Origin of the sequence: Stenotrophomonas rhizophila (genome assembly GCF_007667275.1) — a bacterium.
In the GTDB taxonomy this organism is placed as follows: Bacteria; Pseudomonadota; Gammaproteobacteria; order Xanthomonadales; family Xanthomonadaceae; genus Stenotrophomonas; species Stenotrophomonas maltophilia_AE.
Window position 1 is genome coordinate 404,243 of record NZ_VDQT01000005.1, and the last position, 25,907, is coordinate 430,149.

Annotated in this window: 23 protein-coding genes and 4 tRNA genes; 18 read left to right on the plus strand and 9 right to left on the minus strand. The window is 67.7% G+C overall.

Translation table 11 applies throughout. The features are described from left to right. Positions 1–99: 99 nt before the first annotated feature. Positions 100–519, minus strand: coding sequence for a hypothetical protein (locus tag FSZ13_RS17035; RefSeq protein WP_145481600.1), 420 nt, complete (start codon positions 517–519; stop codon positions 100–102). Between the two features lie 117 nt (positions 520–636). On the opposite strand from FSZ13_RS17035, the gene sufT reads away from it, so the two are divergent. From sufT to FSZ13_RS17050, 3 genes are all read left to right on the plus strand, one after another. Beyond that, entirely contained in the window at positions 637–1,188 is a 552-nt protein-coding gene (gene sufT, locus FSZ13_RS17040) for a putative Fe-S cluster assembly protein SufT (protein WP_145481601.1), read from the plus strand. A 37-nt stretch (positions 1,189–1,225) separates the two neighbouring features. After that, complete coding sequence (locus FSZ13_RS17045) at positions 1,226–2,323, plus strand: branched-chain amino acid aminotransferase (protein WP_145481602.1); 1,098 nt, start codon at positions 1,226–1,228, stop codon at positions 2,321–2,323. 586 nt (positions 2,324–2,909) lie between these two features. Beyond that, positions 2,910–4,649, plus strand: coding sequence for a S8 family peptidase (locus FSZ13_RS17050; RefSeq protein ID WP_145481603.1), 1,740 nt, complete (start codon positions 2,910–2,912; stop codon positions 4,647–4,649). Positions 4,650–4,740: 91 nt separating this feature from the next. Here FSZ13_RS17050 and FSZ13_RS17055 read toward each other — a convergent pair whose 3' ends face one another. The 3 genes from FSZ13_RS17055 to wrbA form a co-directional block, all read right to left on the minus strand. Then, positions 4,741–5,226, minus strand: a complete 486-nt coding sequence (locus FSZ13_RS17055; protein ID WP_102946459.1) for an asparaginase domain-containing protein — start codon at positions 5,224–5,226, stop codon at positions 4,741–4,743. A gap of 130 nt (positions 5,227–5,356) precedes the next feature. Then, the gene (locus FSZ13_RS17060) at positions 5,357–5,695 is read right to left on the minus strand and encodes a DUF2069 domain-containing protein (protein WP_145481604.1); all 339 of its coding nucleotides are present in this window, start codon (positions 5,693–5,695) and stop codon (positions 5,357–5,359) included. After that, complete coding sequence (wrbA, locus tag FSZ13_RS17065; RefSeq protein ID WP_145481605.1) at positions 5,692–6,282, minus strand: NAD(P)H:quinone oxidoreductase; 591 nt, start codon at positions 6,280–6,282, stop codon at positions 5,692–5,694. The genes FSZ13_RS17060 and wrbA overlap by 4 nt, the downstream gene beginning before the upstream one ends. 73 nt (positions 6,283–6,355) lie before the next feature. Here wrbA and FSZ13_RS17070 point away from each other — a divergent pair, with 73 nt between their 5' ends. Then, positions 6,356–7,630: a YihY family inner membrane protein gene (locus tag FSZ13_RS17070; RefSeq protein ID WP_145481606.1), complete on the plus strand. Its 1,275-nt coding sequence runs from the start codon at positions 6,356–6,358 to the stop codon at positions 7,628–7,630. Then, positions 7,627–8,196, plus strand: coding sequence for a TlpA family protein disulfide reductase (locus FSZ13_RS17075; protein WP_145481607.1), 570 nt, complete (start codon positions 7,627–7,629; stop codon positions 8,194–8,196). The genes FSZ13_RS17070 and FSZ13_RS17075 overlap by 4 nt, the downstream gene beginning before the upstream one ends. 36 nt (positions 8,197–8,232) lie before the next feature. Here FSZ13_RS17075 and ppk2 read toward each other — a convergent pair whose 3' ends face one another. Genes ppk2 through hemA form a run of 4 tightly spaced genes read right to left on the minus strand, consistent with a single transcriptional unit; the run spans position 8,233 to position 13,072 of the window. After that, a complete protein-coding gene (gene ppk2 / locus FSZ13_RS17080; protein ID WP_145481608.1) occupies positions 8,233–9,009 on the minus strand; it encodes a polyphosphate kinase 2 in 777 nt (258 codons plus the stop codon). Between the two features lie 13 nt (positions 9,010–9,022). Continuing rightward, positions 9,023–10,723 carry a tetratricopeptide repeat protein gene (locus tag FSZ13_RS17085; protein WP_429000024.1) on the minus strand — a complete coding sequence of 567 codons (1,701 nt, stop codon included), beginning with the start codon at positions 10,721–10,723 and terminating at the stop codon, positions 9,023–9,025. Positions 10,724–10,725: 2 nt separating this feature from the next. Beyond that, positions 10,726–11,811, minus strand: coding sequence for a peptide chain release factor 1 (gene prfA / locus FSZ13_RS17090; RefSeq protein WP_145481610.1), 1,086 nt, complete (start codon positions 11,809–11,811; stop codon positions 10,726–10,728). After that, on the minus strand, positions 11,789–13,072 hold the full coding sequence (gene hemA / locus FSZ13_RS17095; protein WP_145481611.1) for a glutamyl-tRNA reductase: 1,284 nt from the start codon (positions 13,070–13,072) through the stop codon (positions 11,789–11,791). Before hemA ends, prfA begins: the two co-directional genes overlap by 23 nt. 64 nt (positions 13,073–13,136) lie before the next feature. Between hemA and FSZ13_RS17100 the strand changes: the two genes are divergently transcribed. The 8 genes from FSZ13_RS17100 to ychF all read left to right on the plus strand — a co-directional run bounded on the left by FSZ13_RS17100 (position 13,137) and on the right by ychF (position 20,111). Next, complete coding sequence (locus FSZ13_RS17100; RefSeq protein ID WP_145481612.1) at positions 13,137–14,822, plus strand: tetratricopeptide repeat protein; 1,686 nt, start codon at positions 13,137–13,139, stop codon at positions 14,820–14,822. A gap of 5 nt (positions 14,823–14,827) precedes the next feature. After that, the gene (lolB, locus tag FSZ13_RS17105) at positions 14,828–15,481 is read left to right on the plus strand and encodes a lipoprotein insertase outer membrane protein LolB (RefSeq protein ID WP_260844226.1); all 654 of its coding nucleotides are present in this window, start codon (positions 14,828–14,830) and stop codon (positions 15,479–15,481) included. Continuing rightward, on the plus strand, positions 15,478–16,347 hold the full coding sequence (ispE, locus tag FSZ13_RS17110; protein WP_145481614.1) for a 4-(cytidine 5'-diphospho)-2-C-methyl-D-erythritol kinase: 870 nt from the start codon (positions 15,478–15,480) through the stop codon (positions 16,345–16,347). Before lolB ends, ispE begins: the two co-directional genes overlap by 4 nt. A gap of 9 nt (positions 16,348–16,356) precedes the next feature. Then, positions 16,357–16,433: transfer RNA gene (locus FSZ13_RS17115), tRNA-Gln, on the plus strand. A gap of 134 nt (positions 16,434–16,567) precedes the next feature. Continuing rightward, positions 16,568–17,527, plus strand: a complete 960-nt coding sequence (locus tag FSZ13_RS17120) for a ribose-phosphate diphosphokinase (RefSeq protein ID WP_026070235.1) — start codon at positions 16,568–16,570, stop codon at positions 17,525–17,527. A gap of 109 nt (positions 17,528–17,636) precedes the next feature. After that, entirely contained in the window at positions 17,637–18,254 is a 618-nt protein-coding gene (locus tag FSZ13_RS17125) for a 50S ribosomal protein L25/general stress protein Ctc (protein WP_145481615.1), read from the plus strand. A gap of 80 nt (positions 18,255–18,334) precedes the next feature. Next, entirely contained in the window at positions 18,335–18,913 is a 579-nt protein-coding gene (gene pth, locus FSZ13_RS17130; protein ID WP_145481616.1) for an aminoacyl-tRNA hydrolase, read from the plus strand. A 106-nt stretch (positions 18,914–19,019) separates the two neighbouring features. Continuing rightward, positions 19,020–20,111, plus strand: a complete 1,092-nt coding sequence (gene ychF / locus FSZ13_RS17135) for a redox-regulated ATPase YchF (protein ID WP_145481617.1) — start codon at positions 19,020–19,022, stop codon at positions 20,109–20,111. A gap of 893 nt (positions 20,112–21,004) precedes the next feature. Here ychF and FSZ13_RS17140 read toward each other — a convergent pair. Further along, on the minus strand, positions 21,005–23,743 hold the full coding sequence (locus tag FSZ13_RS17140) for a TonB-dependent receptor plug domain-containing protein (protein WP_145481618.1): 2,739 nt from the start codon (positions 23,741–23,743) through the stop codon (positions 21,005–21,007). Positions 23,744–23,905: 162 nt separating this feature from the next. On the opposite strand from FSZ13_RS17140, the gene FSZ13_RS17145 reads away from it, so the two are divergent. From FSZ13_RS17145 to FSZ13_RS17165, 5 genes are all read left to right on the plus strand, one after another. Next, on the plus strand, positions 23,906–24,916 hold the full coding sequence (locus tag FSZ13_RS17145; RefSeq protein ID WP_145481619.1) for an isoaspartyl peptidase/L-asparaginase family protein: 1,011 nt from the start codon (positions 23,906–23,908) through the stop codon (positions 24,914–24,916). Positions 24,917–25,053: 137 nt separating this feature from the next. Further along, positions 25,054–25,139 (plus strand) — tRNA-Tyr (locus FSZ13_RS17150). Positions 25,140–25,177: 38 nt separating this feature from the next. Continuing rightward, a tRNA-Gly gene (locus FSZ13_RS17155) sits at positions 25,178–25,251 on the plus strand. 47 nt (positions 25,252–25,298) lie between these two features. Next, positions 25,299–25,374, plus strand: a tRNA-Thr gene (locus FSZ13_RS17160). A gap of 41 nt (positions 25,375–25,415) precedes the next feature. Then, the coding region (locus FSZ13_RS17165; protein ID WP_145481620.1) for a GTP-binding protein at positions 25,416–25,907 on the plus strand (492 nt) is incomplete at its 3' end.

Genomic DNA, 25,907 nt, shown 5'->3' on the forward strand with positions numbered 1-25,907 from the left:
AGCAGTGACACCTGCCGGTAGGTCACGACCGTTGGTCGTGACGAATCAGGCGCAGCAGGCACACCTGCCGGTAGGTCACGACCGTTGGTCGTGACGCCCTCACCGCGCGATCCACCACCCAACCACCAGGCCCACGCCCAGCCACAGCCACTCGGCTGCCCCGTTGGCCAGCTGGATCAGCGTCGCCGCCATGAACGGCCCCATGCGCAACGCTGAATTCCACGGGTCCAGCCCCATCGAGCCGCCCAGGTAGGCCGAAGCGATGCCCCAGTTGGCCGCCAGCGCCACCAGCAGGGTACCGGCGACCGTCAATCCGACCCGCAGCGGTCCGGCCCGCAGTTTGCCCAGACGCAGCATGAAACCCAGCTCCAGCGCGGCCAGGACGGCCATCCAGCCGGCCTGGCGACCACTCAGCAATGCGATGACCAACCAGGCCAGCGTGGCCGTGACGATTCCAAGCAGCAGCAGGGGGGACCAGACCCAGGCAAGGGACCGGGCGGACGCAGAGGTGGGCGGCATGCAGTGTTCCTTTCGATGCCCACAGGATACCGGCTTGCGGGGTGACCGGCGCGTGGGCGGCCACTGGGCTAAAATGGACACCTTGCGGGAATTGGCCGCGACCCCATATCGATCCACATGTACTCCCGTAGCAGCGAACCCGTCCACTTCGAACGCGACTGCGAGGCCGTCATGGTCCCGCAGGGCGAAACGGTCACCCTGCCTGCCGGCAGCTACGGGTACATCACCCAGGCGCTGGGCGGCAGCTATACCGTGTTCGTCGAAGGCAATCTGTTCCGCATCGCCGGCAAGGATGGCGACGCCATCGGCAAGGAAGCGCCGCCGGCGCTGGAACTGCCCGCCGACGCCTCCGACGAGGAGGTCGAAAAGCTGGTGTGGCAGCAGCTGCGCACCTGTTTCGACCCCGAGATCCCGTTCAACATCGTCGACCTCGGCCTGGTCTATGAGGTGGAGCTCAAGCACCTGGACGACGGCCAGCGCGAGGTCGATGTCACCATGACCCTGACCGCGCCCGGCTGCGGCATGGGCGGCATCCTGGTCGATGACGTGCGCAGCAAGCTGGAAATGATCCCGACCGTCGCCGAGGCCGATGTCGAACTGGTGTTCGACCCGCCGTGGGGCAAGCACATGATGTCCGAAGCCGCCCGGCTCGAAACCGGCATGCTGTAATTGATGCGTACCCCGTAACCAGAACAGGAATCATCCGGTGTCCCAGTCTTCCGTGAGCTTCACCACCACCCGTTCCGCCCAGCCGCGCAGCAGCGACGAGCGTGATCGCATCCTCGCCGCGCCGGGTTTTGGTCTGCATTTCACCGACCACATGGTGGAAGTACGCTGGGACAAGGACACCGGCTGGCACGACGCCAGCGTGCGCCCGTACGGCCCGCTGCAGCTGGACCCGGCCGCCGCGGTGCTGCATTACGGCCAGGAGATCTTCGAAGGCATCAAGGCCTACCGCCACGCCGACGGCTCGATCTGGACCTTCCGCCCGGACGCCAATGGCCGCCGCCTGCAGCGTTCGGCGCAGCGCCTGGCGCTGCCGGAGCTGCCGGTGGACATCTTCGTCGAATCGCTGCGCCAGCTGATCGCGGTGGATGCCAGCTGGGTGCCGTCGGCCGACGAATCCAGCCTGTACTTCCGTCCGTTCATGATCGGCGATGAAGCCTTCCTGGGCGTGCGCGGCGCGCAGAAGGCCGGCTACTACGTGATCGCCAGCCCGGCCGGCCCCTACTTCGCCAAGGGCGTGGCGCCGGTGGCGATCTGGCTGTCGACCGAATATGCGCGTGCGGCCAAGGGCGGCACCGGCGCGGCCAAGTGCGGTGGCAACTACGCCGCCTCGCTGCTGCCGCAGCAGAAGGCGCAGGCCCAGGGCTGCTCGCAGGTGCTGTTCCTGGATCCGGTTGAAGGCAAATACCTGGAAGAACTGGGTGGCATGAATGTGTTCCTGGTCTACAAGGACGGCACCCTGGTGACCCCGGAGCTGTCTGGCAGCATCCTGGAAGGCATCACCCGCGAAAGCATCCTGCAGCTTGCCCGCGACCGCGGCATGAAGGTCGAAGAGCGCAAGGTCAGCATCGACGAGTGGAAGCAGGGCGTGGCCTCCGGCGAGATCGCCGAAGTGTTCGCCTGCGGCACCGCCGCCGTGGTGACCCCGATCGGCCAGCTGAAGGGTGAAGGCTTCTCGGTGGGCGACCTCGGCGCCCCGGCCGGCGAAGTGACGATGTCGCTGCGCAAGGAGCTGACCGACATCCAGTACGGCCGCCTGCCGGATCGCCATGGCTGGCTGGTGCGCCTGGACGGCTGATCCCGGCAGACATCGCATGCATCCAAGGCCCGCCTGGCAACAGGCGGGCCTTTTTCATGGCCGTCGGACAGGTACAGCCACGCAGGGCGTGGCGCTACCAATCAAGCCGCTGCCTACCCGGTAGAGCCACGCCCTGCGTGGCTGGCACACCTGCCGCGCCCCCCGCATGGCTCGCACACCTGCCGCGTAGAGCCACGCCCTGCGTGGCTGGCGTGCCGCTGGGTCCGTCCTCTGAAACGATCCAAACCCCGCTAACCCGTTGTTGCGCAAGTAATGTCTTGCCGTTGACGCACGAGACAGTGACGCAGGACACGAATTACATCCGCAATGACCGTTCCCCTACCGCCCCATTCCTTCACATTCACAAACCTTTGACCCGGAAAGTCTCAGATCGAACTTTTCACAACCCTGAAAGCGGGCTGAAACATTGTTGCAGCGGGGCCGAACCACTAGCGTCCGGGATCGGGCGGTTACACAGGGGAAACCGATCCGTCTTCCAGGTTCGATTCAAGCCATCTGTCTCCAGCGACGGATCGAACCGACTTTCGCCGCATCGACGGCTCCTCTCGACTTAAAGGGAATTCCGATGTCTAACGATCCGCAGCGTCTGCGTCAGCGTGCAGTGGTTGTACTCGGTGGTTCGGTTCTTTCGACCCTGTTGCTGGCCGCCCCGGCATTCGCCGGCGACGTGCAGCTGAGTGGCCTGGCCTCCGCGCCCACCCACCAGCGCTTCATCGTGAAGTACAAGGACGGCGCCACCGACGTGGCCACGCCGACCGCCTTGGCCAGTTCGCTCAAAGCCGCGGCGGCGGCGGTGCCGGCAGCGCAGTGGCGCGCGCTGGGCCTGCAGAAGCTGCGCACCCTGGCGATCGGTCCGACCGTGGTCAAGGCCGACCGCCCGCTGGACGTTGCCGAGTCGGAACTGCTGATGCGTCGCCTGGCCGCCGACCCGAACGTGGAATACGTGGAAGTCGACCAGCTGATGCGCGCCACGCTGACCCCGAACGACGCACGCCTGTCCGAGCAGTGGGGCTTCGGCACCAGCAATGCCTCGATCAACGTGCGCCCGGCGTGGGACAAGGCAACCGGCACCGGCGTGGTGGTCGCCGTGATCGACACCGGCATCACCAGCCATGCCGACCTCAACGCCAACATCCTGCCCGGCTACGATTTCATCAGCGACGCGGCGATGGCGCGCGACGGCGGCGGGCGTGACAACAACGCCAACGACGAAGGCGACTGGTACGGTGCCAATGAATGCGGCGCCGGCTATCCGGCCGCCAATTCCAGCTGGCACGGCACCCATGTCGCCGGGACCATCGCGGCGGTGACCAACAACAGCACCGGCGTGGCCGGTACCGCCTACAACGCCAAGGTCGTGCCGGTACGCGTGCTCGGCAAGTGCGGCGGCTACACCTCCGACATCGCCGATGCGATCGTGTGGGCCTCGGGCGGCACGGTCAGCGGCGTCCCGGCCAACGCCAACCCGGCCGAGGTGATCAACATGTCGCTGGGCGGCAGTGGCAGCTGCTCGGCCACCTACCAGAACGCGATCAATGGCGCGGTGTCGCGCGGCACCACCGTGGTGGTGGCGGCCGGCAACAGCAACACCAACGTGTCCTCGGCGGTGCCGGCCAACTGCGCCAACGTGATCGCGGTGGCGGCCACCACCTCGGCCGGCGCGCGCGCCAGCTTCTCCAACTACGGCACCGGCATCGACGTGTCGGCGCCGGGCCAGGCGATCCTGTCCACGCTAAACAGCGGCACCACGGTGCCGGGCAGCGCGTCCTACGCGTCGTACAACGGCACCTCGATGGCGGCGCCGCACGTGGCCGGCGTGGTCGCGCTGGTGCAGTCGGTCGCGCCGACCGCGCTGTCGCCGGCGGCCATTGAAACCCTGCTCAAGAACACCGCCCGGGCGCTGCCGGGCGCCTGCAGTGGCGGCTGCGGTGCGGGCATCGTCGATGCCGACGCTGCGGTGACTGCGGCGCTGGGGGGCACCAACCCGAACCCGGGCACCGGCACCCTGCAGAACAACGTGCCGGTGACCGGCCTCGGCGCGGCCAGCGGTGCGTCGCTGTCCTACACCGTGGCGGTGCCGGCGGGTCGTTCGCAGCTGAAGGTGACCATCGCCGGCGGCAGTGGCGACGCTGACCTGTACGTGCGTTCCGGCAGCGCCCCGACCGACACGGTCTACACCTGCCGTCCGTACCTGAGCGGCAACAACGAGACCTGCACGATCAGCGCGCCGGCGGCAGGTACCTGGCATGTGCGGGTGAAGGCGTACACCACCTTCTCCGGCGTCACCCTGACCGCGCAGTATTGATGTCATCGGTCACCCGACCAACGGTCGGGTGCTACCGGAGGTAGGTGCCGACCGTTGGTCGGCACGCCCCCCGCGTGACGCAGTTACCGCGTCACGCGTCCTCGAACCGGTTCGCGGCCACGTTCTTGCGGACGTGTTCGGGATTCCAGATGCGGCCGTTCATGGCGATGTACACGCCCGGCTGCAGCGACTGCACCGCACCGATCGCGCAGCCGATGTTGAACTCGGCGTCCGAACCGCGGAAGCGGGCCGGGCTGAGCGCGCCGGTCATCACGATGGTCTTGTCCGGAATGCTCTTGAGCACGCGGCCGGTCTGCACCATCGAGTCCGTGCCGTGGGTCACCAGCACGTGGCGGGTCGGCTGCGCGGCGATCGTGGCGCGGATCAGTTCGCGGTCTTCGTCGCTGATGTGCAGCGAGTCCTTGCGCAGGATCGGGATCACGTTGAAACGGAAGGTCACGCCCAGCTCGCGCAGGATCATCCCGATCTGCGGATCGCCGATCTGGTAGTCCGACTTGTCATCGAAGTAGATCTTGTCGATCGTGCCACCGGTGGTGATGATCAGTAGTTCTTCCATTGCAGCAATCCTGGTTGACGGTTGAGCCGCGCGACAGTGGCCGCGCAAGGTGCACATGATACGGCGACGAGCTCGGCAGCGCCGGCTGTCGGCCCGCTCATGGACCGCCTGGGCCGGCCAACGGCCGGCGCTACCGGGTGCGCCCGAACCGCTTGCGCAGCCCCGGCGCGCTCGACACGCCGATCACCGCCAGGGCCAGCAGCAGCTCCAGCCACGCCCACGCCGCCGTCTCCGGGTGGCTCCAGGCGCTCATCACCCCGTGGCTGAACCAGAACAGCGACAACACCCCGGCCCAGAACGTGGCCTTGCCGCGGCCGCTGAGCACGCCGGCGGCCAGCAGCAGCGGTGGGGCAGTGAAGACCAGCTGGCTGGCCAGCCAATGCCGATCCTGCGCGAACCAGCTCGCGAACACCGCCGCCAATGCCAGCAGCAACGCGGCCAGCGTCCATCGCTGCACGCGCGGGCTCATCCCAGCCGCCGCGCGATGTCCGCCACGCGTCGGCCCAGCGCCCGCGCCAGCACCGCTTCGTCGTCGCTCGGCACCGGGTTGTCGTCCGCCCCGGCGACATGGCTGGCGCCGTACGGCGTGCCGCCGGTGGTGGTGTGGCTGAGCGCCGGCTCGGTGAAGGGAATGCCCACGATCAGGCAGCCGTGGTGCAGCAGCGGGACCTGCATCGACAGCAGCGTGGATTCCTGCCCGCCGTGCAGCGACGCGGTTGAGGTGAACACCCCCGCCGGCTTTCCGGCCAGGGTACCGTTGACCCATTCGGCGCCCAGGCCATCCAGGAAATGTTTGACCGGCGCGGCCATGTTGCCGAACCGGGTCGGGCTGCCCAGCAGCAGGCCACTGCACTCGGCAAGGTCCTCGACGCTCACGTACGGGGCACCGTCCTCGGGTACCGGCGGTTGCGCGGTCTGGGTCACCGCCGCCACCGGCGGCACCGTGCGCAGCCGTGCGCCCATGCCGGGCACTTCGCCGATCCCGCGCGCGATCTGTCGCGCCAGTCGCGCCACCGAACCGCCACGGCTGTAGTACAGCACCAGAATCTCCGCCATCTCGCTACCGTTGTGACCCATCTGGTCCGCAGTATGGCATTGCCTCCACCCGGCTTCAGGTACGCTTGACTCGATGGAACCCCTGGATACCCTCAATCTCTGGTTGGAACGCGGGCGCGACCGGGCCCGTACCGCCAGCTTCGGTCGCTTCCTGTGGCGCCGCTTCCTGGACGACCGCCTGTTCCAGGCCGCCGCCTCGCTGGCTTACACCACGGTGTTCGCGCTGGTGCCGCTGGCGATCGTGGTGTTTGGCGTGCTTTCGGCGTTTCCGGTGTTCGACCGCTGGAGCGACACGCTCAGCGACTACGTGTTCTCCAACTTCGTGCCCAACGCCGCGCGCGCGGCCGAAGGTTACCTGCGCCAGTTCTCGGCCAGTGCCGGCCAGCTGACCGTCGCCGGCTTCATCGCCCTGGTGGTGTCGCTGCTGATCACCCTCAACAGCGTCGAGGAAACCTTCAACCAGATCTGGCGGGTCAGCTCGACCCGGCCCAAGCTCACCCGCTTCCTGGTGTACTGGACCGTGCTGACCCTGGGCGCGATGCTGGCCGCCGCCTCGCTGGCGGTGTCGGCGCGCGTGTTCGCGCTGCCGCTGTTCGGCACCAGCGAGGGCCGGCTGCTGGCCAACGCCTCGCTCACCCTGGCGCCGATCCTGATCGAGTTCGTCTGCATCATGCTGGTCTACCGCGTGGTGCCGCACCACACGGTGAAGTGGCGGCATGCCATTCCCGGCGCGATCCTGGCCGCAGTGATGCTGGAGCTGGTGAAGTGGGGCATGGGCGCCTACCTGGGCAGCTTCCAGTCCTACCAGAAGCTCTACGGCACGGTGGCGTTCGTGCCGATCCTGCTGTTGTGGATCTACCTGTGCTGGGTCTCGGTGCTGCTGGGCGCGTCGCTGGCGTCGTCGATCGCCGCGTTCCGCTACCAGCCGGCCGACCTGCGCCTGCCCACCGGCTACGAGCTGTATGGCCTGCTGCGCCTGATCGGTCGTTTCAACCAGGCGCGCATGGACGGCCGCGGACTGGACGAGGACGAGATCCTGCGGCTGGAACCGATGCTGACCGACTCGCTGCTGCAGAGCATGCTCTGCGACCTCGAGGCCATCCGCGTGGTGCGCCGCGACGAGCAGGGGGAGTGGCTGCTGGCGCGCGACCTGGACCGGCTGACCCTGGCCGACCTGTACGAATCCACGCAATTGCGCATTCCGGTCAAGGAAGCGTACCTGCCCTACCGCGACGACAGCCTGGGCCAGGCCTCGGTGGCGGCGCTGGATGCATTGCGCCTGCCCCTGCGCGAGCTGCTCAAGCGCCGCGTCAGCGACATCTATACCCCGCACGGAGATACGCCATGACCCCCAAGTTCCTGCTGCTTGCGCTGGGCCTGCTGGCTCTGGCCGGCTGCAACAAGCCCGCCCCGCAACCCGAGGCCACCCCGGCAGCGCCCGCGCCGGTCGCCGCGCCGGGCGACCCGGCGACGCCTGCCGACGCGGCCAGCCCGGACCTGGAGCGCAAGACCGCGACCCAGCCGCGGCTGGTGTTGCCGGCGCTGGACGGCAGCACCTACGAACTGGCCGCGCACCGCGGCAAGTGGGTGGTGGTGAATTTCTGGGCGACCTGGTGCGCGCCCTGCCGCAAGGAAATGCCGGAGCTGTCGGCGCTGCACGCCATGCGCGAACAGATCGAAGTGGTGGGGCTGGCCTACGAGGACATCGAAGCGGACGAGATGAAGGCCTTCCTGCAGAAGCTGCCGGTGACCTATCCGATCGTCATCGTGGACACCTACAACCCGCCGGAAGATTTCGCCGTGCCGCGCGGCCTGCCGCTGACCTACCTGATTGCTCCGGACGGCACGGTAGCCAAGGAATTCCTCGGCCCGGTGACGGCAGCGGACATCGAATCGCGCATCGCCGCGAAGTAACCCCACGGTCGTAGCGCCACGCCCTGCGTGGCGGCGTCAATCCGGGCCGACGTTGATCGGCTTCAACACCCCGTACCGCTCCTGGTGCAGTTTTCCCTTCAGCGGCGGCAGCTCGGGGATCGGGTCGTCGACGCGGGTATCGGGAAGGCGGTCGAGCAGGTTGCGGATCAGCGCCAGCCGGCCGCGCTTCTGGTCGTTGAAATCCACCAGCGTCCACGGTGCGCCGTCGCGGTGGGTGGCGCGCAGCATCGCTTCGCGCGCGTCGGTGTAGGCGCTGTAGCGGCTGCGCGACTCCAGGTCCACCGGCGACAGTTTCCAGCCCTTGAGCGGGTCGACGTGGCGTTCGGCGAAACGCTTTTCCTGCTGCGCCTGGTCCACGCCCAGCCAGTACTTGAACAGCAGGATGCCGTCATCCACCAGCAGCTGTTCGAACACCGGCGCCTGCGCCAGGAACGCGCGGTACTCGGCGTCGGTGCAATACCCCATCACGTGTTCGACCCCGGCCCGGTTGTACCAGCTGCGGTCCATCAGCACGATCTCGCCCGCCGCCGGCAGGTGCGCTGCGTACCGCTGGAAGTACCACTGCGTGCTCTCGCGGTCGGTCGGCCTGGGCAGTGCCACCACCCGGCACTGGCGCGGGTTGAGATGCTCGGCGATCGCCTGGATCGCGCCGCCCTTGCCCGCGGTATCGCGGCCTTCGAACAGCACCAGCACGCGTTGCCCGGTGTGCTGGGCCCAGCGCGCCATCGTCGCCAGTTCCAGCTGCATCGGTTCGAGCAGTGCCTGGTATTCCTTGCGCTTGAGCTTGCCCATGCGTCCCTCGGTGTCAGGTTACGGGGTTCTTCCAGCCGTGCAGTTCCGCCATGGCTTCCACCTCTGCGGTGAAATCACGCGCGAATCCTGCCATGTCGAACACGCCACCATGGTCCCGCGCCGTCGCCACTTTCGAGCGCAGGGCGGCCAGCTTCAGCGGATCGTTGCCCAACGCTACGGCGGTGTCGATGAAGGCGCGGTCATCGGCCACGTTCATTTCCGGCAGGCCCAGGTGGTGGTTGAGCGAGCCGGCCACGCGCGCGGCGAACGTCGCCCCGGGGCAGGTCAGCACCGGGCAGCCGGCCCACAGCGCATCCGACGCGGTGGTGTGCGCGTTGTACGGATGGGTGTCCAGGAACAGGTCGGCGTGCGCATAGCGCGCCAGGTAGGTCGGGTGCGGCAGCTTCGGCATGAACACCAGCCGCGCCGGGTCCAGCCCCGCCTCGCGCGCGGCCGAACGCAGGCGCGCATCGGCGTTGCCGGGGCCCGACAGCAGCCACAGCACGCTGCCCGGCACGCCCTGCAGCACGGCGAAGGCGCGGCGCATGCTGCGCGGGTTGAGCTTGTAGCTGTTGTTGAAGCAGCAGAACACCACCCCCTGCGCCGGCAGGCCGCAGGCCACGCGGTCGGGCGCCGCTTCCACCATGCGGGTGGAGTCGGAGGGCTGGAACGCGCGCGGCAGGTACCGCACCTGCTCGCTGAACGCCGGCGCCAGCGCCGTGGGGAGTACGAAGGCGTCGGCCAGCACATGGTCCATCCAGTCGGCACCGGACGTGCCAGGGTAGGCCAGCCAGGTCACCTGCACCGGCGCCGGGCGCATCGCCAGCACTGCCGGGGCGCCGCCGCCGCCCCAGCCGCGCAGGTCGAACAGCACGTCGATGCCGGCCGCGCGGATGCGTGCGGCGATCGCCGCGTGCGGCAGGGCGGCGACATCGTGCAGGGTGTTGGCCGCGGCCTGCAGGCGCGCGCGGATGGCGCTGCCGTCGTCGCTGTTGAGGGCGAACAGGTGCAGCTCGAGCACGCCGAGGGTGCGCAGCTGCTCGAACAGCGCCACGGTCAGCAGGCCGGTCGGGTGCGCGCCGAAACCATTGGAAAGGAAGCCCACCCGCAGCGTCCCGTGCGCGCGCACCGCCGCGGCCGGCAGCGCACGCAGGCCCTCGGCAATGCCTGCGGCACGCTGCCGCGCGCAGGCCAGCTGCTCGGCGGCACTGCTGTCTTCGCTGAGGAAGGCGAACGGCTCGACCACCGCCGCGCCCTGCGCGACGGCCTGGCGCACCTGGTTCGACAGCGCGTCCAGGCCGCGCCAGTCGCACAGCCGACGCTGCCAGTTGAGCAGCTGCGCGGTGATGTAGGGCTCGCCCGGCAGCAGCCGGTGCGCATGCCGGTACGCATCGGCGGCGGCCTCGGGCTGGCCGGCGTCCTCCAGCGCGTGGCCCAGCCACAGCGCGATGCCCGGATGCTGCGGCACCAGGTTGGAGGCCTGCCGCAACAGCGCGGCGGCGTCATCGTGGCGACCCTGCGCCCAGCGGGTGCGACCCAGCCGCGCCAGCGCTTCGGGGTGGCCTGGGCGCAGCTGCAGCGCGCGCTGGGCCGCCTGTTCGCCGGCCACGGTATCGCCGGCTTCGAGTTCGGCATCGGCCAGCATCACCCAGGCAATGAAGTCCTGCGGCTGGCGCTGCACCGCGACGCGCAGCTGCTCGCGCTGCGGGTCCATGCTCACGCGCCGGCGGAGAGCTGGGCCAGCTCGTCGGCCTGGTGTTCGTGGATCAGCCGCTCGACCAGGGTGTCCATCTCGCCGGCGATGATGTTGGGCAGGTCGTACAGGGTCAGCCCTTCCACGCGGTGGTCGGTGATCCGTCCCTGCGGGAAGCTGTAGGTGCGGATGCGCTGGCTGCGGTCGCCGCTGCCCACCTGCAGCCGCCGGCTTTCTGCGGTGGCCGCGGCCTGCCTGCTGCGTTCGCTGTCCAGCAGCTGCGCCTTCAGGCGCTTCATCGCCTTGTCGCGGTTGGCGTGCTGGCTGCGTTCGGTCTGGCATTCCACCACCACGCCGCTGGGCACGTGGGTGATGCGGATCGCCGATTCGGTCTTGTTGACGTGCTGTCCGCCGGCGCCGGAGGAGCGGAAAGTATCGACCTTCAGGTCGGCCGGGTTGATCACGATCTCGTCGACCTCGTCGGCCTCGGGAATGATCGCCACCGTGGCCGCCGAGGTGTGGATGCGGCCCTGCGATTCGGTGGCCGGCACGCGCTGCACGCGGTGGGTGCCGGATTCGAACTTGAGCTTGGAATAGGCGCCGCGGCCGACCACGCGGGCCACGACCTCCTTGTAGCCGCCGTGCTCGCCGGGATTGTCCGATTCGATCTCGACCTTCCAGCCCTGGCGTTCGGCATAGCGCGCATACATGCGGAACAGGTCGCCGGCGAAGATCGCCGCCTCGTCGCCGCCGGTACCGGCGCGTACTTCCAGGAACAGGTTGCCGTCATCGCGCGGGTCGCGCGGCACCAGCAGCAGGGCCAGGTCGTGGTCGAGCTGCTGCAGCCGCTGCTGTGCGGCGGCGATTTCCTCCTCCGCCAGCTCGCGCAGGTCCGGGTCGGCGCGCATCGCTTCGGCGGCAGCCAGGTCGGCCAGCGCGCGCGCCTCGTCGGCCAGCGCGCTGGCGATCGGCTGCAGCTGCGCGAACTCGCGCGACAGATTGCGGAAGCGCTCGTTGTCGCCGACCACGTCCGGGTCGGCCAGCAGGCGTTCAAGTTCTTCGCGGCGCTCGGCCAGCGCTTCCAGCTTACGGCGCAGGGTCGGCGTCATCGTTCCTCTCGGCAGCGTGGTGGTAACCCGGCCTGGCCGGGAACAGGCGCTCGGCGGCGCGGGTCAGTTCAGTATCGCCGCTCAGTGCGGCCGCGCGAAGCGCGGCGGTGGGCGGATGCAGCAGGCGGTTGGTCAGGCCATGCGCGAGCAGTTCCAGCACCTCATCCGCCGACTTGCCCTGGGCCAGCTGCTGGCGGGCCTTGTCCAGCATCTCCACGCGGGTCGCTTCGCCGTACGCGCGCAGCTGCCGCAGCGGTGCCTGGTGCGCGCTGGCCTGCTGGGCCTCGACGAAGCGCGACACCTGCAGTTCGATGATCGCCTCGGCTTCGGCGGCCGCTTCGCGGCGACTGCGGCGGTTGTCTTCCACCGCCCGTTCCAGGTCGTCCACGGTGTACAGGAACGCGTCCTTCAGGTCCGCCACCCCGGATTCGATGTCGCGCGGTACCGCCAGGTCGAACAGCAGCATCGGCCGGTGCTTGCGGGCCCGCAACGCGGCCGCGACCTGCGCCTGGCCGATCACCGGCTCGCGTGCCGCAGTGGCCGAGAACACCACGTCGGCTTCGCCCAGGTGGCGCTCCAGCTCGCTCAGTGGCAGGGCCACGCCACCGTGGCGGGTCGCCAGTTCCTGGGCGTGGGCGAGGGTGCGGTTGGCGATCAGCAGGCGGCGCACGCGGCCCTCGCTCAGGTGCCGGGCCGCCAGTTCGATGGTTTCGCCGGCACCCACCAGCAGCACGGTGGAATCCTCAAGCCGCGCGAACGAGTTCTGCGCCAGGCGCACGGCGGTGGATGCAACCGACACCGGATTGGCACCGACCCGGGTATCGGTGCGGGCGCGCTTGGCGACCGAGAAGGTCTGCTGGAACAGCCGGTCCAGGCGCTGGCCCAGCAGGCCATGGTCGCGCGCGGTGGCCCAGGCATCCTTGACCTGGCCGAGGATCTGCGGCTCGCCCAGCACCATCGAGTCCAGCCCGGTGGCGACCCGGAACAGGTGGCGCACCGCATCGGCGTCGGCATGCTGGTACAGATAGCCCTGCAGATGCCCGGCCTGGCTTTCCAGCCACTGCGCCAGCGCCTCGCCGGAGTCGGCCACGGCATACAGTTCGGTGCGGTTGCAGGTGGAGAGCAGTACCGCCTCGGCCACCTGCGGGGTATCGCGCAGGGACGCCAATGCCTGGGGCAGGGCGTCGCCGCCAAAGGACGCGCGTTCGCGCAGCTCCACTGGCGCGGTCTGGTGATTCAGTCCGAGCACCCACAGGGTCATTGTTCAGTTGCTTGCGATAAGCTGCTGGCCATTCAAGTCGTCATTTTAAGGCCAGAAGCCCCCGATGCCCGCATTGATTCGCATCTCCAGCGTTCTGCTGCTGTCCCTGCTCGCCGTCCCGCCCCTGCTGGCGGCCCCTGCGGCCCCGGCCGCAAAGGCGAACGCGGCCGAACCTGCGTCGTTGACCCCGGTCATGGCCGGCGAGTTCGCGCTGCAGGCAGGCAAGCTGGCCGAAGCCGCGCGCTGGTACCTGGAGGCCGCCGAAGCCGGTCGCGACGACGCCGGGCTGGCCGAGCGCGCGACCCGCATCGCCATGCTGGCCGACGACGACAAGCGCGCCACCCGTGCCCTTGCACTGTGGGAGAAGCGCGCGCCGCGCTCGCTGGCCATGCGCAGCGCCGCCGCCGCACTGGATCTGCGCCAGGGCGATGTGAAGGCCGCCCGCACCGAACTGGCGGCACTGCTGCGCGACCCCGACCCGCGCGGCTGGAAGGCCGCGCTGGCTGCCCTGGTCGGAGGCGGCCGCGACCCTGCCGCAGCCGCCGACGTGCTGGGCAGGCTGGTCGACGACAACGCCATTCCCAACCAGATCGAGCCGTGGCAGGAGTTCGGCCGCCTGGCCATGCGCCTGGACCGGCCCGAGCTGGCCCGGCGCATGGTCGATGAAGTGGTGCGCCGGTTCCCGGGCGAACCCCGGGTGGCGCTGCTGAATGCCAGCCTGATGTTCCAGGCCGGCAGGACCGACGAAGCGCTGGCCACCCTGCGCGCGGTCGAGCCGCGTACCACCAGCGATCCGGAACTGCGCAACGCGGTGGCCATCGCCTACGACGCGATGGGCGATGCCAAGGCCGCCGAACGGGTGCTGGCGGTGGGACCGCAGGACGTGCAGACCTGGGGCATGCGCGCCTCGCTGCTGGCCAAGCAGAAAGACGACCCGGCGCTGCTGGCGCTGTATACCGAGCTGTCGAAGCAGGCCACCCGGCCGGATCCGGCGCAGCGCCTGCTGCTGGGCAAGATTGCCGAATACCTCAAGCGCCATGCCGAAGCGGTGGACTGGTACCTCAGCGTGCCCGGCGGTGAAGAGCGTGCCGAAGCGCGCCTGCGCGCGGCCAGTGCCGAGTACGAGCTCGGCCGCACCGACAGGGCCTTTGCCGGCGTCCACGCGATCCAGTCCGACGCCAGCATCGACGACGAGGCGCGCCGCGACGCCTACCTGCTGGAGGCCGAGCTGCGCCAGCGCGGCGACGACCTGCCCGGCGAGCTGGACGCGCTGGCCCGTGGCCTGGCTGCCTACCCGGACGAGAATGCGCTGCTGTACGCGCGCGCGCTGGCCTGGGAGCGCCGCGATGACGTCGCGCGCGCCGAGGCCGACCTGCGCAAGATCCTGGTCACCGAACCGGAGAACGTGGCCGCGCTCAACGCGCTGGGCTACACCCTGGCCGACCGCACCACGCGGTACCAGGAAGCGCTGCAGCTGATCGATCGTGCCCGCGTGGCCGAGCCGGACAATGCGGCCATCGTCGACAGCTATGGCTGGGTGTTGTATCGCCTGGGCCGCAATGAAGAAGCGCTGGTGCAGCTGCGCCGCGCCTGGACCCTGGCCAAGGACCCGGAGATCGCCGCGCACGTCGGCGAAGTACTGTGGGTGCTGGGGCGCAAGGACGAGGCCCGTCGCTTCTTCGATGAAGCGCGCAGGCTGGACCCGGACAACCGTGCGCTGCAGCGCGTGATCGAGAAATACGGCGTATGAAGTGGATGTCGATGAGGGCCGCCTGCGCGGCGGCCATGGCACTGTCGTTGTCGGCCTGCGTGTCGCTGGACACCCGCAAGGCGCCGGCCGCGCCGGACGTGGCGACCACCATCAGCGCCGAAGCCCGCCAGGCCGAGGCCCTGCGGGTGCAGGCGCTGCGCGACCGGCCGGACTGGTCGTTCGAAGGCCGGGTCGCGGTCAGCAAGGGCCGCAATGGCGGCAGCGGCCGGATCGACTGGCGGCAGCAGTCGCGCGGCTACGTCGTCGCGCTGAGTGCGCCGGTGACCCGGCAGAGCTGGACCCTCAGTGGTGACAGCGCGCAGGGCGGTGGTCGCCTGGACGGCGTCGACGGCGGGCCGCGCCAGGGCCCCGACGCGCAGCAGGTGCTGCTCGAAGCCACCGGCTGGGACATCCCGGTCAACCAGCTGCCGGACTGGGTGCGTGGCCTGGTCGCCGCAGACGTGGCCGCCGCCGGGCAGGTCGATCGCGACAGTGAAGGCCGTCCGCGCCGGTTCCAGCAGATGGGCTGGGACATCCAGTACCTGGACTGGTACCCGGCCGAAGGCGGGCGACCGGTGCTGCCGCGCCGGATCGAGGCGGTCAGGGGCGACGCCAAGGTGCGCCTGCTGGTGGACGGCTGGGTGCTGGACGCGCCATGAGCGCGGTGGACCTGAACGGCAACGGGGCCTGGTGGCCGGCCCCGGCCAAGCTGAACCTGTTCCTGCACATCACCGGTCGCCGCGCCGACGGTTACCACGAACTGCAGAGCGTATTCCGCCTGCTCGACTGGGGCGACCGCATCCGGCTGGGCGTGCGCGCCGACGGCAGGGTCCGCCGCGAGGGGGCGTCCGCAGCGGGCGTGGGCGAGGCCGACGATCTCGCCATCCGCGCAGCGTTGTTGCTTAAAAATGCGGCGAACGTCTCCCAAGGTGCGAATATCGTCATCGAAAAACGCATCCCCGCGGGCGGAGGTTTCGGTGGCGGATCGTCCGATGCGGCCACCGTGCTGGTGGGCTTGAACCACCTCTGGCGGGCCGGGCTGTCGGTGGATGCACTGGCCGGACTGGGCCTGCAGCTGGGCGCGGACGTGCCGGTGTTCGTGCGCGGCCACAACGCCTGGGCCGAGGGCGTGGGCGAGCAGCTGACCCCGCTGGCCCTGCGGCCGGCCTGGTACGTGATCGCCGACCCCGGGGTGCACGTGCCGACCGCAGCGCTTTTCGGTTCTCCGGATTTGACGCGAGACGCCCCAGTGGCGAAAATAGCGGACTTCGCTTCCGGGTCTTTGCTCGGGAATGCGTTCGAGCCGGTACTGCGCCGTCGCGAACCTGCCGTCGAGGCAGTGCTCATCGCGTTGGACAGCATCGGTCGGGCACGACTCACCGGGTCGGGAAGCGGTTGTTTCGTCGAGTTCGACACGCGCGCTGCTGCAGAGCAGGGCCTGGCGAAGTTGCCGGAAGGACTGCGGGCATGGGTGGCTGCGGGCGTGGAGCGCTCGCCACTGCTTGATGTACTCGAGCGTTATTGATTTTGATGCAGGGGCGTCGCCAAGAGGCCCAAGGCACCAGGTTTTGATCCTGGCATTCGGAGGTTCGAATCCTCCCGCCCCTGCCACTTGCGGACGCCAACCGCGTTCCATGCGCATGCTGCGCGGACACGGTTGAACGGCCGCGGTGTTGTCACCGCAGACGTCCTCGGGCGCCCGCGGCAGAGTTCTCCGCCAATCGCTCCCGCCCGAGACCGTCATGATGCAAGAACACCCGAACCTGCTGGTATTTTCCGGCAACGCCAACAAGCGCCTTGCGCAGAGCATCTGCAAGGAGCTGGGGGTGCGACCGGGCAAGGCATTGGTGTCGCGCTTCTCCGACGGGGAAGTGCAGGTCGAAATCGAAGAGAACGTCCGCAAGCAGGACGTCTTCGTGATCCAGCCGACCTGCGCGCCCAGCGCGGAAAACCTGATGGAACTGCTGGTCCTGATCGATGCGCTCAAGCGCGCCTCGGTCAACAGTGTCACCGCCGTGGTGCCGTATTTCGGCTACTCGCGCCAGGATCGCCGCATGCGTTCCTCGCGCGTGCCGATCACCGCCAAGGTCGCCGCCAAGATGTTCAGCGCCGTGGGCGCCGACCGCGTCCTGACGGTGGACCTGCATGCCGACCAGATCCAGGGGTTCTTCGACATGCCGGTGGACAACGTGTATGCCTCGCCGCTGCTGCTCGCCGATATCTGGCGCGCCTACGGCACCGAAAACCTGATCGTGGTGTCCCCGGACGTGGGTGGCGTGGTGCGTGCGCGCGCCGTGGCCAAGCGCCTGGACGACGCCGACCTGGCGATCATCGACAAGCGCCGGCCGCGCGCCAACGTCTCCACCGTGATGAACATCATCGGTGACGTCGAAGGCAAGACCTGCGTGATGGTCGATGACATCGTCGATACCGCCGGCACCCTGTGCGCGGCCGCCGCGGCGCTGAAGGCGCGTGGCGCGCTCAAGGTGGCGGCATACTGCACCCACGCCGTGCTCTCGGGCCCGGCGGTGGACAACATCAACAACTCCCAGCTCGACGAGCTGGTGGTGACCGACACCATCCCGCTGCGTGAAGAGGCGCGGGTGTGCAGCAAGATCCGCCAGCTCAGCGTGGCGGAAATGCTGGCCGAGACGATGCGCCGCATCGCCTTCGGCGAGTCGGTCAGCTCGCTGTACGTGGATTGATTTTTTCCTGGCGGCCGGCAACGGCAGCCAGGGCCCCGGGTACGTCTGGTCGCGGACGTGCCTTTCATCGCCAAGCCACTCCGGCAAGGCAACAACTGGTAGAAGAAAAATGTCGAAGACCCATGAAATCAAGGTCACCAAGCGTGAACTGCAGCGTAAGGGTGCGAGCCGCCGCCTGCGTCACGCCGGTGTGATCCCGGCCATCGTGTACGGTGGCAACGCCGAACCGGTCGCCATCAGCCTGGACCACAACGCTACCTGGCTTGCCCAGCAGAACGAGTGGTTCTACTCGTCGATCCTGGACCTGAACCTGGACGGCCAGATCACCAAGGTCCTGCTGCGTGACATGCAGCGCCACCCGCACAAGCAGCTGATCATGCATCTGGACTTCCTGCGCGTGGACGAGAACCAGGCCCTGACCGCTTCGGTGCCGCTGCACTTCATCAACGAAGACACCTCGCCGGCCGGCAAGGCTGCCGACGTCGTGGTCACCCACGAACTGAAGGAAGTGACCATCACCTGCCTGCCGAAGGACCTGCCGGAATCGATCGACGTCGATCTGGCCGAGCTGGCCTCGGGCGACGTGATCAAGCTGTCGGACATCAAGCTGCCGAAGGGCGTGACCATCCCGGCCCTGGCCCTGGGCAAGGACCACGACGATGCGATCGTGACCGCCAAGACCGGCAAGGTCGATGCGGCCGACGAAGAAGCACCGGCTGCAGAGTAAGTACCTGCGGCGCCTGCCCCCCGGGGCAGGCGCCGTTTCTGTATGTACCGGCACAGGGCCGGTACCGACGAAGAAGAGTGATGACAGGATTGCGACTGATCGTTGGTCTGGGCAACCCCGGACCCGAGCACGCCCAGACCCGGCACAATGCCGGGTTTCGTTTCATTGACGCCCTGGCCGCCCAGGCCGGCGCGCGCTGGAACGTGGACAGCAAACTGTTCGGTGAGACCGCGAAGGTCGACATCGCCGGGCAGCCGGTGTGGCTGCTCAAGCCCGCCACCTTCATGAACCTCAGCGGCAAGTCGGTCACCGCCGCGCAGCGTTTCTGGAAGATCGAGCCCGAGGAAACCCTGCTGGCCCACGACGAACTGGACCTGCCGCCCGGCGTGGCCCGGTTGAAGTTCGATGGCGGCCACGGTGGCCAGAATGGCCTGCGCGATACCATCCGCCTGCTCGGCCATGGCCGGTTCCACCGGCTCCGCATCGGCATCGGCCATCCCGGCCACAAGGACCGTGTGGTGCCGTGGGTGCTGGGTCGCGCCGGCAAGGACGACGATGTGCTGATCGGCCATGCGGTGGATGACGCGATCGATGTACTGCCGCTGGCAGTGAAGGGCGATTTCAGCGAGGCGATGAAGCGCCTGCACACCCCGAAGTAACGTCCGCCGGTAGGTACCGACCGTTGGTCGGTACGGAGAATGATTGGAAAAACCGCGCCCAACGTCGCCGTTTCCCCAATCACTTTCACCCCAGAGGTTGTCAAAGATGGGTATCAAATGCGGCATCGTCGGCCTGCCCAATGTCGGCAAGTCGACCCTGTTCAACGCGCTGACCAAGGCGGGCATCGCCGCGGCCAATTTCCCGTTCTGCACGATCGAGCCGAACGTCGGCATCGTGCCGGTGCCCGATCCGCGCCTGAATGAGCTGGCGGCGATCATCAACCCGCAGAAGGTCATTCCGACCGCGGTGGAGTTCGTCGACATCGCCGGCCTGGTCGCGGGCGCGGCGAGCGGCGAAGGCCTGGGCAACAAGTTCCTGGCGCACATCCGCGAAGTGGATGCGATCACCCACGTGGTGCGCTGCTTCGAGAACGCCGACGTGATCCACGTCAACAACAAGGTCGATCCGATCTCGGACATCGAGACCATCGATATCGAGCTGGCCCTGGCCGACCTGGACAGCGTCGAGAAGGCGCTCAACCGCGCCGAGCGCGCGGCCAAGGGCGGTGACAAGGAGGCAGCGGCGCGCAAGCCGGTGCTGGCGAAGTTGCAGGCGGCACTGGCGGACGGCAAGGCCGGGCGTTCGGTGGGCCTGGACGACGAAGAGAAGGCGTTGGTGCGCGACCTGTTCCTGCTGACCCTCAAGCCGGTGATGTACATCGCCAATGTGCTGGAGGACGGCTTCGAGAACAACCCGCACCTGGACGCCGTGCGCGCCCATGCCGCTGCGGAGGGTGCGCAGGTGGTGCCGGTATCGGCGGCGATCGAGGAAGAGCTGTCCCAGCTGGACGATGAAGACCGCGACACGTTCCTGACTGACCTGGGACTGACCGAGCCGGGCCTGAACCGCGTGATCAACGCAGCTTACAGCCTGCTGGGCCTGCAGACCTACTTCACTGCCGGCGTCAAGGAAGTCCGCGCCTGGACCGTGCGCAAGGGTGCGACCGCGCCGCAGGCTGCTGCGGTGATCCACACCGACTTCGAGAAGGGCTTCATCCGCGCCGAAACCATCGCGTATGACGACTTCATCAAGTACAAGGGCGAAGCCGGCGCCAAGGAAGCGGGTCGCCTGCGCCTGGAAGGCAAGGAGTACCGCGTCCAGGAGGGCGACATCCTGCACTTCCGCTTCAACGTCTGATCACCCAGACGCTTGATGCACGCAACGCCCCGCCTTGAGCGGGGCGTTTGCGTTTGTGCTGGACAATAATTCGCCACGCCTCGAAAGCATTGCGCGACAGGCTTCAACCGACTTGTCCACAACAAACTCCCACGGCTTTCCACGTTGCGTGTGGAAAACCCGCCGTTCGCCTGGACAAATAATCACCACGCATCCAGGACCGTTGCAGCGCGGGGCTCACGCAGGGTTGTCCACAGCTAACTCCCACCGCTCTCCACGACCCCTGTGGAGAACCTGCATCCAATCGACGTAGAGCCGGGCCCTGCCCGGCTGCCTCAGCACGCGATCCCGTAGAGCCGGGCTCTGCCCGGCTGCTTCACGCATCTGGGCGAACACCCCTTTTGCAACGATTTCCTGGCTTAGGCGGGACGGTGCGGGTTTCCGGGGGACGCCGTGAACCCATCCTTGGGGGCTTGTAGAAAACATCCATGTTTTCTACACCCCCGGAAACCCGCCCCGACCCACCTTTTGACAGTGTGTCGTTGCCATGGGAAACGCGGGGACGGCTGTTGGCCGTCAATCATCTCAATCAAGGTCATGCGTTACCGGACGTTGATGGATGCACGGCGGTTGTTTGGGAACCAACCCTACCGGCGATGCCGGAGCATGCCGGGCAACGGGCGTTCCGCTCCTCCCTTGGCCACCGGCAAACTGTCAGAGGGTCGGCGGGTGTGGGTTTGCGGGACCGTAGAAAACATGGATGTTTTCTACGAGCCTACAAGGACGTATTTACGGCGTGTCCCGCAGACCCCCACCCGACGGCCCAAGCCAGGTACGTTCGCAAAGCAGGGCTGTTCGCCCAGATGCATGAAGCAGCCGGGCAGAGCCCGGCTCCACGGAAATAACGCAATCCCTTACAGCGCAGACCCACCAAACTTGTGCGTGTACTGCAGGTTCAACTGCCGGCCCACCGTATCGAACCAGGACACGTCGTAATACGGGTAAGACGTATAGGTCGCATCCTTCGGCGGCATCTTGTTGAACAGGTTCACCACCGACAGCGACAGGCGCGAGTGATCGTCGAAGCGGTACTGCACCGACAGGTTGTAGCGGTAGGTCGCCTTCATCCACGGGCTGTCGCCGCTTTCCGGATCGAAGCTCTGGTCGTAGCTGTCATAGGTCGGCAACTTGCCCAGCCGCGAACCGTACAGCGTGGTCGACCACGCCGCGTTCTCCCAGGTGAGGCTGGCACTGGTCTTGGTGCGCGGAATGTCGAAGCCACTGTTGACCGCGAACTGGTCCTCAACCACGTCGCCGGCGAACTGCTGGAAATCATGGCGCTGCACCCAGGTGTGGTTGCCGCTCAGGATGAAATCCCCGAAGCCCGTGGTGAGGCGGTAGCGCAGGCCCACGTCAATCCCGCGGGTGGTTTCGCGGGCGATGTTGATCGGGCTCACATGCACCCCGTACAGCCGGCCGTCATCGGTACGCGTCACCCGGTTGATCGCATCCACGCAGGTTGGCGACGCCGCATCGGCGTTGCCCAGGCGGCAGGCCGCCTCGTCGCGCAGGATCGTGCTCACGTCCATGTCCTGCACCTGGTCGCGCATGTCGATGTCGAACCAGTCCACCGACAGGTCCAGACCCAGTGCCGGCGACCACACCAGCCCCGCGCTCCACGACGTGCTGGTTTCCGGATCCAGCTGGCGGTTGCCCTGGCGCGTGCGGATCAGGTTCTCCTCGTAATCCGAGCAGTCGTCCGCCCCATCCACCGCGCATGCATAGTAGTCATTGGCGCTGGTTTCATCGTTGCCCGGACCGGCATAGACGTAGTGCAGGTCCGGCGCGCGGAACGCGGTGCCATACGAACCACGCACCAGCAGCGACTCGATCGGGCGCCACTCGATGCCGCCGCTCCACGTTGCCTTGCCGATCGTATTGCCCGAATAGCGATACTGGTCGAAGCGGCCCGCCACGCTCACGTTGAGCGTCTCGTGCAGCGGCAGGCGCAGCTCGGCCGCGGTGGCCCAGCGGTTGCGGCTGCCGTGGCCGTCCGAGTCCTTCCAGCTGTAGTAGTAGTATTCCGTGGCCAGCGGGTCCGGGTTCAACGCGTACGACTGGTTGCCGAACTCGGCCGTGGCCGCGAAGCCCGCCTTGCCGCCCGCCAGCTCGAACAGCTCGCCATTGGTCAAGGTAAGCGCCGCAGTGTCGGTGCGCGACTTCGGCGTGTACGTGGTACGCGCGGAAATGGAGTCGTATTCGGCGCGGGTCAGCGGCTGGTACAGGCGCGCCGGGTCGGCGTTGTAGATCGGGAAGCCGTCATCGTCCTCACCCAGCTGCGGGCCCAGGAACAGGTCATTGGCCTTGGCCGCGATGATCTGCGGCCAACGGATCGACGACTGGTACTGCGAATGGCTCAGCGATGCCTCGTAGTCCCAGGCCGCACCCAGCGAGCCCTTGAACCCGGTGGTGACGCTGAATGTCTTCTGCGTGCTGCGGATCATCCCGTTGCGCAGCCCGCCCATTTCCTCCGGCGAGAACTGGCGCTGCCAGAACTCCACCTGGTCCGTGGCCTGGTTATGGAAGTAGCCGTCCTCGTTGCCGTCGGCCGCCATCAGGCCCCACTGGGTCACATCGCGCATCAGGGCAATGTCGTGGTAGCCCAGCTGCACGTCGGCGAACCATTCGGCGCCATTGTCGAAGCCGTAACGCAGCGCCGCATAGCCGTTGGCGCCGCGGCGCTCGCTCAGGATCGTGCCGTAGCCGATCGAACGGTCGCTGCCGCAGTAGAAACCGTAGCGCGGACGCTCGGCATGGTAAGTGCTGCCACGGTTCTGACCAGCCAGCGCATCGCAGGTGGCCTGGCCCGGGTCCAGGTAATCGTCGTTGTAGTCCGTGCGCAGCCATGCCCGGCGTGCCGCGCGCGCACTTTCGGTGGGCGCGTCCCGGGTTGAGTCCTGCTGCGCGCGCTCATACGCCCACAGCGGCACCTGCGACTGCAGTTCCACGCTGTAGACCGCGCTGAAGCGGCCGCGGTCGTAGCCACTGGCGATGCTCATGTCGAACGACTCGCCGCCCCCCTCCGTGGTGGTGCCCATGCGCACATCGACCGTGGTTCCATCGACCTGCTTCTTCAGGATGAAGTTGACCACGCCGGCGATCGCATCCGAACCATAGATCGCCGATGCGCTGCCGGTCAGTACCTCGATCCGCTCGATCATGCCCAGCGGAATGTTCGACACATCGGTGAAGTTGCTGCGGCCCTGGAACGGCATCGGGAAATCGGCGATGCGCCGGCCGTTGACCAGCACCAGCGTGTGGTTCGGGCCCAGCCCGCGCAGGTCGACCTGCTGCGCGCCCGGCGAGAAGTCGGCGCCACTGGCCGACTGCTGGCTCTGGGTTTCGCCGCCGTTCTGGGTCATCGAACGCAGCACGTCCGGCACGCTGGTGAAGCCGCTCGCCTGGATCTGCTCGGCGGTGATCACCGTGACCGGGGCGGGGCCCTCGACCTGCGCACGCGGGATGCGCGATCCGGTGACCTGCACCGTGTCCAGCTGCCGTACCTCCGAGGTGGCCGGGGCTTGGGCCGCCGCGGTAGCGGCCACACCCATCAACGCCAGCTGGATCGACCACGCCATCGCCTGTTTACGCATGAGGATTCTCAAGAAGGAAGCAGGCCTCGAGGGCGGCCTAAACCCCCATTCACATTCCGTGAACGGACGGCGCGCATTTAACGCTCTTTTTACGTCTGCCGCCAGCGGGCAGCCTTCAGCAAGGTCCGGCATGATTAGCCATCGCCCGCGCCCGGTCACCCCATGTCCCTTCCATCCTGCCTGCTGCTCTCCCTGTGCCTGCTCGGCCCGACCGCCCTGGCTGCCGAACCGGTCCTCGTCATCCACGGCGGGGCAGGGGTGCAGCGCAAGGACCTTTCCCCGGCCGAGGAAACGGCGGCGCGTGCGGCCCTGCGCCAGGCCCTGCTGCAGGGCCACCAGGCGCTGGCGGCGGGGCGCCCGGCACTGGATGCGGTGACCGCCGCGATCACCGTGCTGGAAGACGACCCCACCTTCAACGCGGGAAAAGGCGCGGTATTCACCCATGACGGTCGCAACGAGCTGGACGCCGCGCTGATGGACGGCGCCAGCCTCAAGGCCGGCGCCGTCGCCGGGGTGCAGCGCGTGCGCAATCCGATCCTGCTGGCCGAGGCGGTGATGCAGCATTCGCCGCACGTGATGATGGTGGGGCAGGGGGCGGAGGCCTTCGCCGCCAGCCAGGGCATGACCCTGGTCGACCCCTCCTATTTCCGCACCGAAAAGCGCTGGCAGCAGCTGCAGCGTGCGCTGAAGGAAGAAGCCAGCGGCCAGGCCCATGCCGACCTCGAAACCGCCCGCCACTTCGGCACCGTGGGCGCCGTGGCGCTCGACGCCAACGGCCAGCTGGCAGCCGGCACCTCGACCGGTGGAATGACCAACAAGCGTTTCGGGCGCGTCGGCGACGCGCCGATCATCGGCGCCGGCACCTACGCCAACGCCACCTGTGCCGTATCGGGGACCGGCTGGGGCGAGTACTACATCCGTACCGCCGCCGCGCACGACATCTGCGCGCGCATGCAGTACCTGAAGCAGGGGCCCGAAGAGGCCGGTCGTGACGTGATCAACACGCGCATTCCCGCGCTGGGGGGCGACGGTGGCGCGATCGTGCTGTCCGCCGACGGGCGCGCGGCGACGCCGTTCAATACGCAGGGCATGTATCGCGGCTGGATCGGCACTGATGGCGTGCCGCACGTGGCCATCTTCGATGATGAAACGCTGCCGATGCCGGGCCAATGACCGCTGTCGGCGGGGCGATTGCAGATTCGTGTGAAAAAATTCAAAAAGGTTGTTGACAGAACCCGCATTCACCCCCAAAATTCACGGCTCTTCCACCCCACACCGAAAACGCTTCGGCGCCAGGGACAGGGTGGTAAGGAGGGATACCCAAGCGGCCAACGGGGGCAGACTGTAAATCTGCTGGCTTACGCCTTCGGTGGTTCGAATCCACCTCCCTCCACCAGTTTCATGCAGTTTCAGGTTGTGGCAAGCGCTTCCGATGCGGGAGTAGTTCAATGGTAGAACCTCAGCCTTCCAAGCTGATGGTGCGGGTTCGATCCCCGTCTCCCGCTCCATTGAATGAGTTTGAATATATTCAAATTCATGCCATAATTCAAAACTCGCTCACGTAGCTCAGTCGGTAGAGCACCTCCTTGGTAAGGAGGAGGTCGAAGGTTCGATTCCTTTCGTGAGCACCATCTCAGTGCCACCATTTCAGACGATTTCGAGATAAGCAGCCATGGCCAAGGGTAAGTTCGAGCGCACCAAGCCGCACGTCAACGTCGGCACCATCGGTCACGTCGACCACGGCAAGACCACGCTGACCGCCGCACTCACCAAGATCGGCGCCGAGCGCTTCGGTGGCGAATTCAAGGCGTATGACGCCATCGACGCCGCGCCGGAAGAAAAGGCTCGTGGCATCACGATCTCGACCGCGCACGTCGAATACGAATCCGAAAAGCGCCACTACGCGCACGTTGATTGCCCGGGCCATGCTGACTACGTCAAGAACATGATCACCGGTGCCGCGCAGATGGACGGCGCGATCCTGGTCTGCTCGGCCGCTGACGGCCCGATGCCGCAGACCCGCGAGCACATCCTGCTGTCGCGCCAGGTCGGCGTGCCGTACATCGTCGTGTTCCTGAACAAGGCCGACATGGTGGACGATGCCGAGCTGCTGGAACTGGTCGAAATGGAAGTCCGCGAGCTGCTGAGCAAGTACGACTTCCCG